Origin of the sequence: Vibrio echinoideorum, assembly GCF_024347455.1 — a bacterium.
GTDB lineage: Bacteria > Pseudomonadota > Gammaproteobacteria > Enterobacterales > Vibrionaceae > Vibrio > Vibrio echinoideorum.
In genome coordinates, this window is record NZ_AP025484.1 from 1,405,255 (window position 1) to 1,423,426 (window position 18,172).

At 44.5% G+C, this 18,172-nt stretch carries 6 protein-coding genes; all 6 read right to left on the reverse strand.

The features are described 5' to 3' along the window. Positions 1-186 precede the first annotated feature (186 nt). The 6 genes from OCV36_RS22385 to OCV36_RS22410 are packed head-to-tail and all read right to left on the reverse strand — an operon-like array spanning position 187 to position 17,931. On the reverse strand, positions 187-1,131 hold the full coding sequence (locus OCV36_RS22385; RefSeq protein ID WP_135457352.1) for a PstS family phosphate ABC transporter substrate-binding protein: 945 nt from the start codon (positions 1,129-1,131) through the stop codon (positions 187-189). After that, a complete protein-coding gene (locus OCV36_RS22390) occupies positions 1,131-1,769 on the reverse strand; it encodes an OmpA family protein (RefSeq protein ID WP_065207025.1) in 639 nt (212 codons plus the stop codon). The genes OCV36_RS22385 and OCV36_RS22390 overlap by 1 nt, the downstream gene beginning before the upstream one ends. Next, the gene (locus tag OCV36_RS22395) at positions 1,769-3,082 is read right to left on the reverse strand and encodes a TolC family outer membrane protein (protein ID WP_135457354.1); all 1,314 of its coding nucleotides are present in this window, start codon (positions 3,080-3,082) and stop codon (positions 1,769-1,771) included. Before OCV36_RS22395 ends, OCV36_RS22390 begins: the two co-directional genes overlap by 1 nt. A gap of 34 nt (positions 3,083-3,116) precedes the next feature. Further along, complete coding sequence (locus OCV36_RS22400) at positions 3,117-4,442, reverse strand: HlyD family type I secretion periplasmic adaptor subunit (RefSeq protein WP_135457356.1); 1,326 nt, start codon at positions 4,440-4,442, stop codon at positions 3,117-3,119. Then, the gene (locus tag OCV36_RS22405) at positions 4,435-6,594 is read right to left on the reverse strand and encodes a type I secretion system permease/ATPase (protein ID WP_135457358.1); all 2,160 of its coding nucleotides are present in this window, start codon (positions 6,592-6,594) and stop codon (positions 4,435-4,437) included. The genes OCV36_RS22400 and OCV36_RS22405 overlap by 8 nt, the downstream gene beginning before the upstream one ends. Before the next feature lie 33 nt (positions 6,595-6,627). After that, positions 6,628-17,931: a T1SS-143 repeat domain-containing protein gene (locus OCV36_RS22410; protein WP_135457360.1), complete on the reverse strand. Its 11,304-nt coding sequence runs from the start codon at positions 17,929-17,931 to the stop codon at positions 6,628-6,630. Between the last annotated feature and the right edge of the window lie 241 nt (positions 17,932-18,172).

Below are 18,172 nucleotides of genomic sequence, written 5' to 3' on the forward strand. Positions count from 1 at the left end.
TGAAGCGTTCATTATACGTGACCAATCAACAAACACCCGCTCAAGCCACAAACTTTAGGCGAAAAAAACGGGCATATATGCCCGTTAGATAAATTCTATCGCCGAATAACGTAATCCGTCACATTGAGAACCATTACGAAATTAACAATTCCATTCCGCAAATCCAATTACAGAATGTTACACCAATCATTTATAACCACCTTCGATCGCAGGCTCTTCAAGCGATAGTCTTACTTTATTCCGTTGGATAGCTTCTGGCGGCAAACTGATGAAACCGTATTGGTTCAACACACCTTGATGTTCTTCCGACAGAGTAAGCCCAACAAAGAACTTCTCCTGTTCCGTAAAGTCTTTGCGATGCGCTGGAATATTCAGGTACATATAGTAAACCGTTGCTAATGGGTAACGACCTGAGAGAATCGTTTCTTTGTTCAAGTCGTAGTTCACACCTAGGTTGTCGACCACGCTTAACCATTTCACATCAGAGATTTGATCCGAGTAAACGGTGTAACCAATAGCGGCATCTTCGTCCTCAATCTTATTAATCAGATCCGGCAGATCTGCTAAGAATTGAGTATTCGCATATTCCCCGTCAGTTCCACATTCGACCCAATTTGAAAAGGTGGTATGGCCTTGCAAGTTGTGGTCGATAGCGAAAGGCAACATGTGTGTGTCTAGGCTTTCTCCATCACGAACGTCGCTGCTTGGAGTCCATTTCGGATGCTTAGGGTCGCTAGAGCACCCAAACACATCGATAAGTTCAGCAACGCTGATGGATGTGGCTGGGTTATTCTCATTCGCCAAAATCGCAATTACATCGGCGGTAAACATCAGCTCGGTCGGTCTGTAGCCGTAGCGCATGTCGAACCTAGCCATCTCTTTGTCAGTCCACTTTTTGGAAGTAATACCAACACGTGAGCGTTGCATGATCATCTGCTCAGGGACGCTATCACTCAGTAAAACCTCTAGATCGATCTCTTGGCTCTTAAGCAGATCTTCAACGAGCCCTTGCATATTAGGCTCAATCGCGACCAAACCAATATCACTCACGTCATTCGCTAACGTTGATACAGAAAAAAACGCAGGTACAGCCGCAAGCAGTAAGCCCGATTTATTAGATAGACGTTTCATTACTGGCCTCCTACTGGGTCAATCGATGTCTTAGATTCAACATCGCTATTGCTGTCGAGCTGCATCTCTGAGGTAAAAATATTCCAAGATGGGTTTACTTCCATGCTCTCTGTTTTTAACACCGCAATGGTTCTACGCTTACGCTTATGAAGGTGCTGAGTTAAGCTGGTTATCTGAGTAAATTCTTGTTCGAAGATTCGCTGACCATCAATACCTCTATTAATCAGTGCATCACGAATCACACCTGTTCTTTTCTTTGCCAACGCTTTGTTATAAACATTAGTACCTTCTGAACTCGTATCACCGACTAAGGTCACTGAGGCATCAGGTTGCTCCCCAAGTAAACGCACCAACTCGTTTAACACGGTGGTGTGTTCTGGTTTAAGAACGTATTTGTCGAAATCAAATGCCACGCTTAATACTTCAACGTCTTCAACAATTTTCCAGTTGGCACAGCCTTTAATGTCTACCGTCACACCTTCAGGTGTATCGGCACACAGATCTCGCTGATTGATAACACCATCACGATCATTATCTGCCAAATCATCAATCTGATGACGAGTCATCGTCGTATCGGGCGTTTCTGCACACCCCATCAGCAAGATAGAACTAAGTAGCGCTAATTTAAAATATCTCATTACTTGTTCTCCCCTTGCCACTCTTCTGGATGCTCAATTCTCAACGCGTAGGTCAACATGCCCATCGCGTTCAAAACTCGGTATGCCGCCAACGTTTGATCGTATTCAGTGCTAATAAAGTTTCTTCGAGCCAAGAAGACTTCTACTTTCGCATCAAGTACGTCTAATAGGCTTCGTCTTCCTACATTGAATTGTTGGATATAACCAAGCTCTGCAATTTTTGCTGCATCTACGTTTTGTTGAAGTAGCGATTTTTGCTGCTCAAGCATTTTGTAGGCGTTCCAAGCGAGCTGAGTGCCCTCTTTAACCTCACGCTCCGTTCGTAATCGTATCGCTCTTGCTTCTTCAACTCGCCAAGCAGATGATTCAACTCTGGAGTCGGTAGAGAAGCCATTAAACAAGTCGTAATCCATCGTTAACATGATACGCGCATCTTCATCGACACCACCCGGTGGGTTAGACACGTTGTCATTTTTGTTGGCATGAAGCTCGAGCTTAAGCTCTGGGTAGTAATCCCCTTTCTCGCGGCGCATCTCTTTACGAGCGGCATCAATATCAAGCAAAGAGGCTTGGATTTCAGGGTGATTCTCAACAGCTTGTTCAAGTGCAACCTGTGCTGAGCTTGGTAACAAAGCATAATCAAAACGTGGATAAACCAAGTTCACAGCAGGTTTACCGACTAAGCGCAGGTATTGAGTCTGTAGATCAAATAGGTTGTTTTGAGCAGCGATTAATGAAGATTGTGCTGTCGCAACACGAGCAGAGATCTGAGCCAGATCCGAATTACTGCTCAAACCTTTACTCTTCTTGTCTTGGATATCTTGATAGATCTCTTGGTGTTCTTTTACGTTACGCTTAGACAGTTCAAGTAACGTCTCTGCCTTGAGTATATCGAGGTAGTTTCTCACCACATCTAACGATACGTTTTCAGCGCGTGAAATCAGAGTTAAACGTTCAGCTTCTGCTTCAAACGTTAGTCGGTCGACATTCGACGTCGTTTTAAAACCATCGAATAACAACTGGGATACTTTAACGCCAATCTCAGTTCTCGTTAGGCCACGATCATCGGTATCAAGCTTGCTGCCACTGTTGTAGCGAGTCTCTTCATAACCTGCCGCCGCGTACAAATTGACTTGTGGCATATACAAACCACCCGCAGCGTCCCCGTCTCTAACCACCGATTGGTATCGGGAGTACTGCGCCAATATCTCTGGACTGTAGTCGATGGCAAAGGCCACGGACTCTTCTAATGAGGCTGCTTGAGACAGCCCGCTCACTAATAAGCAAGAAGAGAGTAAGAATTTTGAATGCATTACACTTCCTTTTATATTTATGCTTTAACACACTTCATCGCTCGCGAAGTGAGTTTTCCTTAGCTCGTAAAATTGGCTTCAACCAATAACTCAATACTGTTTTTTCACCCGTTAATATATCCACCGCAACCTGCATCCCCGGGATAATACTGAACGCAGAGTTGTGTTGTTGATCTTCATCTAATTGAATGTGGGCTCGGTAGTAAGCATTACCGTCTTCTGTTTGTAACGCATCGGCGCTGACATAAGTCACTTTACCTTTGAGACCGCCATAGATAACAAAGTCATACGCAGAGAATTTGACGGTTGCGCCTAATCCGTTATGAACAAACGCGATGTCTTGAGGTGAAATTCTAGCTTCAACAATCAAATCACTGTTTGATGGAATGATCTCAATAATCGGCTCGCCGGGACGAACGACACCGCCAATAGTACGAACAAAGATCTCTTTCACCGTGCCATCAACAGGCGCTAAAATTTGAGTCCGTTTTAGTTGGTCGGCAATCGCCTGTTGGCTTTCGTTCAACTGAGCTATTTTGCTGGCAACTTCGTTTAACTGACCTTGAACTTTGGCGCGAAAATCTAAAGCTATGCTTCTGTGATCGGCTACCGATTCTGAATAGGCTGCTCTTTGTTTCTGGGAGGCTACTTTTGAACTGGCAATATCACCTTTTAGCTTTACTACATCGCGGTTTAACTTAAGCAGTTCAACTTCTGCAACCGCACCACTGGCAACCACGTCTTTCAGCATGTTGCGCTCTCTAATAACAATATCTAAGCTACTTTCTAGAGTCTGAATGTTATTGAGTGTATCGAATCGCGCTTGATCTTGTTGCTCAATGCGAAGTGCCGCCTCTTCCAGTTCAGATTTCAATTGTCCCAGACGTTCTCGATAGTTGGCTTTCGCATTCATCAAAGCAGGGTGACTTGATGCGTCGATGACAATATCTTGCGGGACTAACATCACTCGCTCATACCACTCTTTCGCATCGTTATTTAAAACCACGGTCGACAGTTCAGCCTTCAATCTCAACTGTTGAGCAAGCAAAGTATCGGCCTGTTGAGCCGACTCTAAAAAGGCCGCTTTAAAACGCGTGTCTTCTAACTTAGCCAGTGGTTGTCCTTTCGCCACAGATTGACCTTGTCGCACCATGATCTCTTGGACTAATCCGCCTTCTAAACTTTGAATAGTTTGCACAGAAAGACTAGGGACAACTTTGCCCTCACCAATGACGACTTCTTCTAAAGTTGCCCATGTCGCCCAACCAATAATCGAGATAATGAGTAGCGCACTTAACCAAATCAGCTTGCGAGAACGGAATGCCAAGTGATTGTTGGTCCATTGAATATCATTACTCATGACGACCTCCCTTAACCACTGAAACCGTTTTGAAGCGACTGGTTCCTTTGGGTGCACTTTTCTTCTGTAGAGAGAGAATATCTTTTGGCTCACCCTCAGCCACGATCTGACCTTTATCCAATACAACCACGCGGTCGCACATCATCAAGAAGGAAGATTTGTGCGAGCTGATCAGCATTGAGGTTTCTCTCGGCATACTTTGCAGTGCGTTGAAAAACTGTATCTCTGCTTGATTATCCAAAGCGCTGGTTGGCTCATCCATGATCAATAATTTCGGACAGCGGTATAGCGCTCTTGCAATCGCAACGGCTTGTCGTTGGCCTCCTGAAAGTAACCGGCCACATTCACCGACTGGCGTTTCTAAGCCATTGCTTAAACGTCCCATATAACCGTTGAGACCCGACTGTTGCAGCGCTTGTCTTAGCTTTTCTTCATCAACATTGGTTGCGCCCAAGGTGACGTTGTCGTAAACACTGCCAAAGATCAAATTAGTGGTTTGCCCTACCCAACCCATGCCACTGCGCAAGACACTGGTTGGCCATAACTGCCCATCAATCTCTTGATAGAAAGCTTGTCCTGTTGTTGGCAAATACTGTCGAGCAACAATCGATAAAAGCGTGGTTTTACCTGCACCAGCAGCGCCAACAAGGCCAACTCGCTCACCCGGTTTTATCTCCAAAGAGATTTCCTTTAGCGCGGAGCTTTGAGTCTCTGGATAAGTAAACGTGACTTCATCCAGCCTTACTCCACCATCGAAATCACCCTTATCAATCACTTGGTGCTTAGACTCTTCTTGAGGTAAGTCCATGATCTGATTGAGCCCTTCAACAGCCGAGCGAGTTTGTTGGAATCTCAGCAGTAGAAGGGAAAGTTGATTCACCGAGCTCGCGGCACGTCCACTCAACATCACCACAGCTATCAAGCCACCCATGCTCAGCAAGCCTTCAGAGATCTGATACACGCCGAAGATAATCAGAGTGATGGTAACGATCTGCTGACTCGACTGAATGGAATGAGTCACGATATTGGAATAGTGACGAGACTGAGTCTGCCATTGAGAGAGCGAAGAAATAGTCTGCTCCCATCGCTTCTGAGTAATACCTTCAGCGTTGTTTTGCTTGATATCTGGAAGAGTTGTTAAGCAATCAAACAGCTGTGCTTGTCTTTGTGTCGACAAACGTGCGGTTTCATCGAATGTTTTCTCGACTTTACCTTTCATCGCAATGCTCAGCACAATCAATACCAGCATAATTGCGACTGGGATGAACATCATCGCGCCACCGAGCCAACCGATGAGGAACAGGAACAGCAAGGTAAATGGGAGGTCGACTAACGTGACTAAAGAGATGGAGGTGAAGAAGTCTTTCACGCTATCGAAATCTTGAAGCTGTCTGGCAAATGCACCTACCGATTGAGGTCGATTTTCCAACTTCATACCAAGGACTTTTGAGAACAATTGGGAAGACAACTTGTTATCAATATAGCGCCCAGCCATGTCAGTCACAGAGCTTCGTGAGCTTCTCAATACCCAATCAAAAATAACGACAATACCAACGCCTGCCGCCAGAACCCAAAGCGTGTTAAACGCTTGGTTTGGCACCACGCGGTCGTACACATTCATGGTAAAAAGAGGCACGACTAGCGCGAGCAAGTTGATCAAGAATGAAGCGATAAACAGGTCTCGATACCAAGGTTTTACTTCTTTGACGACACGCCATAACCAACGGGTGTTGGATTTATTCTCGCTACGTTCATGGGATTGAACACGCGCATCATCAAGAGCTTGAGCACCCACTTGCCACACATACGATTCGACTTGAGCAACCAAGTCTTTTAACGATGTTTCTTGGCTTGAGTTGCTTTCGCAATCCAATACTTGAAAGTGGTCACCGGCGTCTTGCGTGACGACAACAGGATTTCCTGTCGCGGAATTAACAGCAACAACGGGGAACGGACATTGAGTCAGTAATTCTTTTTTTACATGGCTCAGCGTTAACCCCGATTTCTCAATGGCTCTTGGGAAAAGGGATTCATTGAGCCTTCCTTCATTTAAAGGTAGGCCAGACACTATTTTGGAAGGATGGCTACGAACATTAAAATGCTTACATAACCATTCAACACAACCTAGCCAGCTGTCTTTTTGTTCTACCAATCTAAACTTCCTTTTATAGACTGTACCTCTAACTTACAGCGTTAAATTATTGTCTTCTATCATTTTTTGTAAAATTTGTGCTTCTAATGCACTGCTACTGTCGCCTTGATACAGATCGTCGTACGTGACATCGGCTAATAAGATGTTTTGTTGAACGTCTTCGTCTCCATTAGGTTTAATAGAAATGGTCACACCTTCACCAGATTCTTCTAAATCTAGATATTGTGTTGCCCCTAACCCAGTATTAAGCCCTAGGCTTCCTAAAATGCCCGAGAGGTCAATTGCATCAGTGTCTGGAGACGCATCAAAATCTTGAACTACATCGTAGCTTGGGGCTTCTGTACTCCCTAAGCCTGAAGAGGCGAACACAAAATTATCAGAGCCCGTACCGCCAACCAGCAAGTCGTTATCATCTGTCGCGGTAACCGTAGAATTCCCTTCAGCAACAAACTCAACCGATACCGTTTGAGGTAACCCTACCGCTTGGTTGTTGCCTATCTCAGCAGAAGGTTCGATGGTAAGTTCAAATGGATCAACACCAACATAGCCTCCAGTAATAGCCAAATTAGGTACATCCGCTAAATCCACCACATACTGACCATCGACCATAGAACCGTGTGAGAACGTCAAACCTGCGGGAATATCATAGATGGTGATGAAGCCCACTTCTGAGTCGGCAGGGTTTACAAGAGAAAGGTCTAAACCAAGAGGAATCGTGCCACTCGCTTCTGCCACAATCGAAGAATATTCAACACTCAATAACGGAGCATCAGGCTCTGGTGTGATGATAAGCGTCATATCTTGTGAACTTGGGTCACCCGTGTCGACCACTAACTCACCGAGTACCGTATTTTGATCAACCGTTCGGCCTGTAATCGTAATATCAAGGTTACCAAACGCGTCACCCGCAAAGAATTCGAGCTCATCAACAGAGCTTGCTTTAACGAGGATCGTCGCCTGTATGATGCCACCAACACTAGTGAAAGAGCTGGTTTCTGATCCAATTCGAATTCGATCTAGCCCAACTAAACCTGATGGATCCGAAGTCGAATTCACCGTTACGGTAATTGCTAAGAATTCATCACTGTTGGTTTCAAAGCTATTAGCATCGAGAGGAATCACGATGCCATCATCTTCACTTCCAGTGAGCTGTTCAGGTAAATCGAAGAACTCCACTTTATCGCCGATAGGGTTTACACCAACGGTAAATTCAGATTCGGTATAACGAATATCTGTCGTGCCGATTTCCTGAGTAATCGCCTCAAGGACTAGATTCATATCACCACTAAAATCTCGTGGCGGCAGAATAACAAGATTAGCAAGCTGACTTGGATCGAGCTGCCACTCATAAGTAGGGTTACCATCAAAGGTACCGCCATCAACGCCATTATTTGGAACTAATTCGTAGCTATCGCCCACCTTTATCGCAACAACCGCGCCTTCAGGCACGCCTTTCAATGCCAAGGACATATTTTCAGAGCCATCTTGGTCAATCAGCTCCGCGCTAAGTGATGACAGTGAAATGTAGTTGTCTTCGTCGCCTACTATATCCTCCGTCACCAAGTTCGCCGCATCCGCAACAGGTTCAACGGTGATCGTCACCACGGTCGTCTTGTCTTGAGTATCGGTTTCAACGACACAATCCGCTTCATCGGTAATATTGGCCGTCACTGTTAAGGTAATTTCGCCGCTGTAATGTTCTGGTGGTGTTACCAAAACATCACTTAATCGGCTAGGATCGGTTACCGTCCACTCACCATTGCCGTTATCAACCAACAAACCAGTATCAGTAGGGCTTTCCGATAGCGTGCCGCCATTTGATACCGTTATTGTTAGAGAGTTAACGGTCTCTTTACCGGTAGCACTGTTACCCTCTCCCGTGATTAACTGCCCGTCTTCAACACTATCACCGAGAACTAACTCAAGGTTAAGGTCGGTTGTAATATCTTCCTGGATTGTTGTCGAATCCGTGGCAACGGTAATGTCATCTACGACTGGCAATACTTGAATACTGATGGTTTGATCTGTTGTGACGGTATCTCCGTTACAAGGAGAGGTCTCAATGGTTTTAATCGTAAAGTCGATACAGCCGGCAAAGTCTTCATCTAATCCTGTTAGCGTTAGTTTGGATAGTCCATCCGCTGTAATCGAGTAACCGACAACCTCACCAGAAGCGTCGTATTCGGCAATAACACCATCACCTGAAATCTCGACGCCATCAGGCAGAGAGTCCGCAGGAATATAGAAAGAGATCTCATTGTCCGGATCACTACCTACATTGGTATTCAATAAACCGGTAAGGTCGATGTCCTCTCCCTCAGGCGTTTTGATATCACCATCAGGTTGAATTGGGCTTGGAGGCCCAACAGGATCACAAGTACCCCCGCCGCCATCATGACCCGTGATCTGAATTTGGAATGAAGTATCAATATACTTCGAATCTTCACCGTCAATGACACGAGCACGTACCACTATATCTAAAACAGGCGTGTCGCTTGGGCTCGAGATAGTCATGCCACTTAAGATTTCTTGCGCCAACTCTTGGATAGAGTCACTCGTAAGGCCATTTGCAGAGATAATCCAGTTTCCTGAAATATCTTGAGCGGCTCCGTTCGGGTGTTCAATAATCAACGAATAACCATCAGGCACATCGATCAAGATATAATCTAAGTATTCTGAGCCATCCATATCTGCGTCAACAAAAGTAACCGCATCCGACACGTTGACCGGAGAACCGTCCTCACTGATATATAGCTGACCAGAACTTTCCAAACGAGTATCTGACTCGACCCTCGCATCGACCGTGACACTGATTGACCCCGAGATATCTTTTACATCAGTTGCGCCTGTCGGCGAAGTATCAGTAACTTCATAGGTAATTGGGATCGAAAATGTACCGCTCAAATCTTCAGTAGCGGTTACTGACAGTCTTCCGCTACTTAAAAGCTCGGATAGTGTTGGTGTCGTAGAGTCTAATAAACTTTCTAAATCTAACCCTGAAACTGGCACTGCAATAACACTGCCATCGAAATAAAGAGTCAGATCAGCAGGTAGGCTATCAATCACATACCCCGTTAAAGACTCACTTCCATCAACATCTTGATTCACAGCTGGCTCAAGGTTCAATCCAATTTGGCTGTCTTCAATACCTTGAGTGCTAACCACCTGACCATCTTCTTGATCGACAATCGGTGCTAACTCTACCTTCAACGTCATCGGGAATTCGCCCGAATCACCATCAGGTTCAGTTGAGATAGCAATAACAGTCAGTTCCATCTCACCACTGAAATCAGTCACTGGCTTGAGATACAAATCATTAAGTTGTGCGTTAGAGACCTGGAATACCGGGCCTGTTACATCGTCAATGTAAGCGATGGTTAGCGACACGGGCTCACCCAATGAATCCACCAGCAAGGTGCCGTCAGGAATATTGGTCAGGAGTATATTGATCTCTTCAGAAGCATCGTCATCGGTTGTTTGGACGACAAAGTCGAGTTGAATCAAGCCATCTTCATTAAGAACCGATTGATTGCTGATGACTTTGGTATCGCTGTCATATTCCCAATGCGCGTTTCCTCCATCCACAACAGTAGGTTCATCAACAACGCCTTTGAGGAAGATATTGATGGTTTGAGTATCGCTTAACGCAGTCACATTAACAGGGTCTAACGAGTCAATTGTCGATTCATAAGAAACGGCAGTCACGTTTATGAATAGGTCTTCCGTAAAGGAACTGATGTCTTCTTTTGGTATTAGATAAGCAGTGCCGTTCTCTATCGCTTCAGCAGAAACGAGATAAGTATTAGGACCAATTAGGTCAAACAATCCACCTTGAATCGCCCAACCGTCTTGTACTTCAATTTGATAACTTAACGACTCTGAACCATCGGTATCAGTCAATGCACCATTGATTACGTTCTTGAGGAAGATGCTTTCATCTTCCAGACCTTTGTAATCTTTAACAGATAAAATTGGAGTATCAGCATCCGGTGAGATCTCTACAACGACAGTATTAACAATATCGGCCGTTTTATCATCGGGGTCAGCGAAGGTGCTCCCCGCTTCGGTTGCAATAGCAGTAATCTCAAACTCAAATCGACCTGCAAGGTTTTCATCAGCTCTGATTTCCATTTTGTCGATTTGGGTCTGGGTGTACTCTTTGCCTTCTTTAACCGCGTTTCCGTTCAAGGTGATATTCAGCCCATCTGGAATGCCGCTAATGGTGTAAGACAGTTCTTCAGATGTATCTTGGTCAACCAACTGAGCTGTGATATCTAATTTAATTGGGTTTGCATCATCTTCTACGGATTGGTAGGTAAATACAGAATCTGACCAATCTGGAGCATCGGCCACCGGTAAAACAGAAACAGAGACATCTGCGGTCAGCTCTTTTGGAACCGTGTCAGTACTTATAATGGCATTGATCGCTAGAATAACCGTTGAGGTCGTATTCGATTCATGGAGTGCAGGTCGATAAGTTAATTGACCATTCGGGCCGGTAAACTGACTGTCAATCGCCGTTAACTGATTACCTGAAAGCGTCACCTTGCCATCAACTACTTGAAGTAATACGCCATCTAAATACAGACTACCGCCTTGCAAAGAAGCTTCTGAGAATTCAATAGCCGTAACGGTTTCGCTTTGGTCCACGTCTCCAGTAGAAACGCTCACAACAATAATGGCATCGTTATCTTCTGTAGTTTCAGAATCCTCATAACGAATAAAGCCCTCGTTATCATCTAGGACAAGCTCTGCAGTACTCGTGACCTCATCACCATCCGCATCTCGAACCAAGTAATCAATGTCATCGACGATCTTAGGATCGGCAGGATTAGTCGTCACATTTGGATTAGTGGTTAGCTGGTAGCTACCATCTGGTGAAAGGGTAAACTGACCGTAAATAGAATTACTGTCGTAAACATTAATGAGGTCAATGGTGATTGACGTATCTGCATCTACAAAAGTGTAAGTCGTTCCACGATAATCAAAACTGACGATGGTTGCGCCATCCGCACCAGCAAATTCTTCTGTTAAGAACTGCCCACTAAGATTATCGCCTTCCACCATTTCAATGGATCCAGAGCGAGAAGTTGGCACTGCATCCGTAACATTGACAGCATAAATAGCCGGATCAGAACTATCACCATCGGCATCAGTGACAACCAATTCAAAATTCACAGCAAGATTATTTTCACCATCCCCCGTAGCATGATCAAGCGGCGTATATAGGTTGAACTCGGTTGTGCCATCGTTGTTAAAACGAATTCGGAAGATATCGTTACCCGACGTATCTTGAGCGTAATACCAACCATCAGCATTCACTGCCTGCAATGAAATGGCTTGCCCACCACTGGTATAGCCTAATGCGTCAAAAGCATCGGTATTAACTGAAACTGATGCGATATCGTCTGAGCCTTGAATAATCGCTATCGATGGACTTGGGTCTTCTGTGCCCGTTTGTTCATTATCACCAATTAGCCCATCTTCATCGACAGATAGACTACCTACTACTGAGAATGCAGGGTCCTTACCATCATAGATCTTAATATCTGATTCTTGCGTTGAACGTGAACCGTCTGAATCAATAACGACAACCGTGGTCGGTATGCTCAATTCGGTATCTTTTAGCCCAGCACCATGATCAATAGAGCGATATAAATCAATCTCAACGGCAACGGTGCCTGAGATATTAGCTTCTAAAAAATAATCAGATGGCAGACGAATCTGCATAATGACATCGCCATTACTTAATATCGCATCAAAACTGCCATCACCATTATCTCTCCAAGATAAAGCCTCGCCATTATGGGTGACTGCTTCACCGTCGCTATCCAAAACGGCTTGACCGTTTGTCACATCAATACCAAGATAAACGATAGGATCATGCGATGCCGTGATATCCAAATTAACCACTGCACTCTGTTTTACGCCATCAGGAGTAGTATCCGCAATTGGGGTTTCAGACAATTCAACCGTACCGCTGCCAATCGTTGGCTCACCACCGTCGGTAATAGAAACGGTTAAATCTAGTTTAGTTTGGTCGTTATCGGAATCACGGGTTGTAACCGTGAACGGAATGGTATCTGTGCCATTGGCTTGATCCAAACCTTTGTAGAGTGTGAATACATAATCCACGCTGCTATCTACATCATCAGAGAGAGGCGCAGTAAAGCTGACCGTGAAAGCAACATCACCACCAGCGACAGGTCCCGCATAACCCGTCAACAATGTACCGTCATCCGATACGGTATAATAAACCTGTTCTCCACCACTGAAGAGTTGCGGTTGATCGGCTAGCTCAAAAAGCACACTGTCTAAGTAATCACTACCAATCCCAACACTGAAGGTTCCAGTACTACTCACCTCACCGACAGGATCGTTACTAAAATCCGATTCGTTGATAGTAACATTTGAATCAAGAACTAAACTCGGATCATTGCCGTCCTCTATCACCCATGATATCTGACCGTTTTCTAAAGCCGTGCCATCAGTATCTGTACCAATAATATTCAATGGAATCGTGAGCAAATCGCTCGTCAGCACATGATCTAATGGACGGTCAATAACCAATACAACATCCACAAGTAGATTGTTCCCATCGACCGTTGTCGTCATTGAAAACGAGAACACATCATCCTCGCCTTGCTTCGCAAAGATCGTTAGGCCATCAGCGCTAAGAGTGTAAGTCAGTGGGGTGGAATCGCCTCCAGAGGTAATGCCTAACGCTTCCAATTGCGCCGCGGTTTCAGGGCTAAATTGTATAGAGTCAGGATCTGGGTTATCCGAACCACCTAATATCGTAAATTGGGCATTGATGGTTTGCGGGCCGGATGTTACATCCACTTCCGTTGCCGTTTCAGATCCATCCAATATTTGTCCAGCAGCACCATCCATAATATCAATGGTCGCCGTTGCCGAACCGAAATCACCACTAGAATCAGCGGCAACATAATTAAAAGTAACGATATGATCTTGCTGATGATCTAAGTTTCGATTCGCTTCAAAGGTCCACTGACCATTAGCAAATACGGTTAATACACCATCGCTTGTCGTGAATACAGCTGGAGTCGCGCCTGAAATGTCTTTACTGACTCCCCCGACTTCAACGCTGCTAATAGTCAATGCGGTATCAAGGTCAATGTCATTACTAAGAACATTGCCAGATGATGTCTCTCCTTCCACCATCGAATAGGATTCACCGAATAAGAGTGGTTCAGAATCTAAAATCGTAATCGGTAGTTCACCTAAAACCAGCTCAGTGGTCCCGTCATCATCAATTTGGAGACCTTCGATAATGATCGCTGTTTGAAGTAACTCTTCACCAGCTTGTTGGTCAACCGCTTGATAGAAAGTGATTTCAACGGTATCGCCGACAATCTTTGCTTCAAAAACCAGTGTTCCATCGGTTCGTGTTGCTTTAAGCACTTGTCCATCAGACTCTAATGCAATAGCGATAGATTGACCTTGAGATGTCACTCCCTCAGCAGAAACTTGGTTTGCACTAAAAGCGAATTCGTCAGCAAACTGAATATTGATGTCAGCGACTTGGGTTTGATCTCCGAAGATCCCGACCGTGCTTTCAGAAAATGAGACTGAACCTGGCAGTATAATACTTGGCATGTCATCGCTGACTTCGTTACCAATCGAATTGGCAACTCTTGCATCGATAATCCATTCTGAAGATGAGTCTAAGCTAGAAACATCAATATTCTCAACTAGCCAACCACCTGACGCATCCACGACTCCAACAAAAGTCAGCGTTTGAGTACCATCATTGATCTCGACGTAAACAGGTAAGCCTTCGGAGACATCGGTTGTCCCTTGCATAGTGGTTAAATCGCCACTACGGAAATCCAAGATGTTGAAACCAGACAAGGTATCAATATCAATAACAGGCGGTACGGTATTAATTTGCCCTGTGCTGTCAGCCCCCGTCGTTTCATTACCCGCAATATCAACGGTAACCGCCTCTACCGTAATGTTGCCATCAGCAAATGCAGACAGATCAACATCATCGATGCTCCAAGCACCCGCAATAACTACGGTTTGTAACGTTATAGATTGATTGTTGCTATCCGTAACTGTGACGGTAATAGGCTGTCCATTTTCTACATTTTGAACAATGCCTTGTAGACGAACAGATTGAACCTCTTCAGTGTTGAGTATGTTATCGACATCATCAAATTCTGCGGTGATACTGGCTAGCGTATCTTTCACTATGGTGTCGCTAGAAGTGACCGTGTTTCCCGCAACATCCGTAACGCTAGCCTCTACGGTCAAAATCCCTTCTGCAAAACCCGAATAGTCTTGACCTGTCAGCGTCCAGTTTCCGCCAGCTACTGTGGTCGTATAAACTTGGGAGACATTAAGACTATCGGTGATAGTAATAGTGATAGTTTGACCGTCTTCAACGTCCGCGACCGTTCCGACCAAGGCACCATTAGTAATTTCGGCTAAGTTGTAGTATTCATCATCCGATGCAGAGAAATCCACATCGATGCTTATAAGCGTATCTTTGACGATGGTATCGCTGGAGGTTGCAGTATTGCCCGCAATATCCGTTACGGTCGCTTCAACCGTTAACGAGCCTTCTGCGAAATTAGAATAATCTTGATTGGTCAGCGTCCAAGTTCCACCAGACACTGTCGCTGTATAAACTTGGGATACATTCTGGCTATCGGTGATTGTAATGGTAATTGTCTGGCCATCTTCCACATTAGAAACGGTACCAACTAAAGCCCCATTACTTACCTCTGTTGAGTTATAATATTCATCACCAAAACCATCAAAATCGACACTGATGTCTGTCAGTGTATCTTTGACGATGGTATCGCTAGAAGTTGCAGTATTGCCCGCAACGTCCGTAACCGTTGCTACTACCGTTAAAGTGCCTTCAGAAAAAGTGGAATAATCTTGATTGGTCAGCGTCCAAGTTCCACCAGAGACTATCGTTGTATAAACTTGGGATACATTCTGGCTATCGGTGATTGTAATGGTAATTGTCTGTCCATCTTCCACATTAGAAACGGTACCAACCAAAGCTCCATTAACTACCTCTGCATAGTTATAATACTCATCATCAGATGAAGAGAAGTCGACCCCAATACTCGCTAGCGTATCTTTGACGATCGTATCTGTAGAGGTTGCCGTATTTCCGGCCAAATCCGTAACACTAGCTTCAACGGTCAATTCGCCTTCCGCGAAGGAGGAATAATCTTGACCTTTTAGAGTCCATTCGCCACTAGACACTATCGCAGTATAAATTACTGATTTGCCATCAACATCAGTAATGGTGATTGAAACGGTTTGGCCATCTTCAACATTGGTAACCGTACCAATCAGAGCGCCATTCATGACTTCAGCGGAGTTGTAATACTCATCACCAAAGCCATCAAAATCGACACTGATACCCGCTAACGTATCTTTGACGATTGTATCTGTTGAAGTCGCCGTGTTTCCTGCGATATCCGTAACACTGGCTTCAACAGTTAATTGACCTTCGGCAAAACTAGAATAATCTTGATTAGTAAGCGTCCAAGTACCGCCTGAAACTGTTGTTGAATAATCTAAAGATGTGCCTGCACTATCGGTGATGGTAATTGAGATTGTTTGACCTTCTTCAACATAGCCAACAGTACCAACCAACACACCATTTAGGACTTCTGCTTGGTTGTAAACCTCATCGTCAGATCCAGAGAACTCAACTCCTATGTCCACTAGCGTATCTTTAATAATGGTGTCAGTGGACGTAATAGTATTACCCGCTATATCTGTAATACTCGCGACAACGGTCAACTCACCTTCCGCAAAGACAGAATAATCTTGGTCTTTTAAGCTCCATAAGTTGCCTGAAACAACCGAGGTGTAGTCGGCAGACAAACCGTTACTATCAGTAATCGTTATATTTATCGCCTGACCATCTTCAATATTGAAGGTTGCACCGATAAGGGCCCCCTTACTCACTTCACTTTGATTGTAATAGTTGTCACCGAAACCATCGAACCGAACGAGAATTCTATCCAGAGTGTCTTTAACAATGATGTCAGTAGCGGTAGTAGGGTTTCCAGCTATATCAATGGTGCTTGCAACTACAGTAAGTTCACCTTCTGCGAAGTTTGAGTAATCTTGATTTACTAATGTCCAATTGTCGCCAGACACAACTGTCGAATAATTTACGGATAAGCCTTCACTATCCGTTATTGTGATTGAGATAGTTTGCCCATCTTCGACATTTGAAACAGTACCAACCAAAGCACCATTATTTACTTCTAATTCATTATAAAACTCATCACCAAAACCATCGAAGTCAACATTAATACTCGCAAGCGTGTCCTTAACAATGGTATCGGTAGCTGACGTAGGGTTTCCGGCAATATCAATGGTGTTAGCAACAACCGTCAACTCCCCTTCCGAAAAACCTGAGTAGTCTTGAAGTGTGAGTGTCCATGTGCCACCGGATACGGTCGTTGTATAGTCTTGTGTTAGACCTTGGCTATCCGTGATTGAAATGCTTATCGTCTGGCCATCTTCAACATTAGCAACAGTACCGACTAACACCCCATTGGAAATTTCGAATTGATTATAAAACTCATCACCAAAACCATCAAAATCAACATCAATAGAGGCTAGTGTATCTTTGATCGTGGAGTCATTCGCTGTGATGCTATTACCAAAGTCATCGGCAATGATCGCGTCAACTTGGAGGTCGCCTTCAGCTAGCGAAGTAAGATCGACACCGTTTACAACATAAGTTTCGTTACTGGTAATAGCCGTAGTAGTAACCGTGTTGCCATTAACATCGGTGATGGTAATAACAACAGTCCGCCCATCTCGAACGTCAATGGCTGTGCCAGTGATGGTGACAGAAGGCACTTCAAACTGATTTTCGTACCCATCACCGCCATCTAATATATCAACGGTAAGCTCGGCGCTAGGTAAAAGCGCATCTAGGTTACCGTCATTTGAGGTCGTCTCTTCTTCTTCATATTCGGTCGGTCGAGTATCAAAACCTGCTTCTGCAAGAGTTTCATCTAATGTAGAGCGAACATACGCAATAAAAGAGGCACTGGAGCTGGGTTGATCATTGGCAGCGTTAGGTTGTTGAGGTGAGCTTTCAATACTATTAACAAGTTGAGTGACCACCTCTTCAAGTTGTTGTTCAACAGCCGCTATTTGCGGTTCTGTGAGCGGTTGAGTCTGATCCAAACTCTGAGGCTCAATACTAACAACTTGCACACCCTCAACTTTAGGTTGTGATGCCGGTACTTGCAGCCAAGTACCATCAGCCAGCACCTGCCACACAACACCACCAACTTCGATATATAAAATAGGATCCATCCTAAACCTCTTCCTTACAAAAACGCTGACATTGAGAACATCAATTTACTCAATAAAAGGCAAAAAAATCAGCGAATGCTCTCTAAACAATACTAGCAAAAAACAAATCGTTAACAGTTAATTAATTTACACACATACGCCGTAATGTAAACCTAGTTCCTGTGACTTACATTCCGTTATATGCAACGTCACAAAATACGTCCCATGAATGTGTCATAATCTCGAAATTCAGGCATTATTT

Excerpts from the sequence above, each read along its gene's own strand:
- OCV36_RS22385 (WP_135457352.1), bottom strand. The coding sequence starts at position 1,131 with ATGAAACGTCTATCTAATAAATCGGGCTTACTGCTTGCGGCTGTACCT.
- OCV36_RS22395 (WP_135457354.1), bottom strand. The coding sequence starts at position 3,082 with ATGCATTCAAAATTCTTACTCTCTTCTTGCTTATTAGTGAGCGGGCTG.
- OCV36_RS22390 (WP_065207025.1), bottom strand. The coding sequence starts at position 1,769 with ATGAGATATTTTAAATTAGCGCTACTTAGTTCTATCTTGCTGATGGGG.
- OCV36_RS22400 (WP_135457356.1), bottom strand. The coding sequence starts at position 4,442 with ATGAGTAATGATATTCAATGGACCAACAATCACTTGGCATTCCGTTCT.
- OCV36_RS22410 (WP_135457360.1), bottom strand. The coding sequence starts at position 17,931 with ATGGATCCTATTTTATATATCGAAGTTGGTGGTGTTGTGTGGCAGGTG.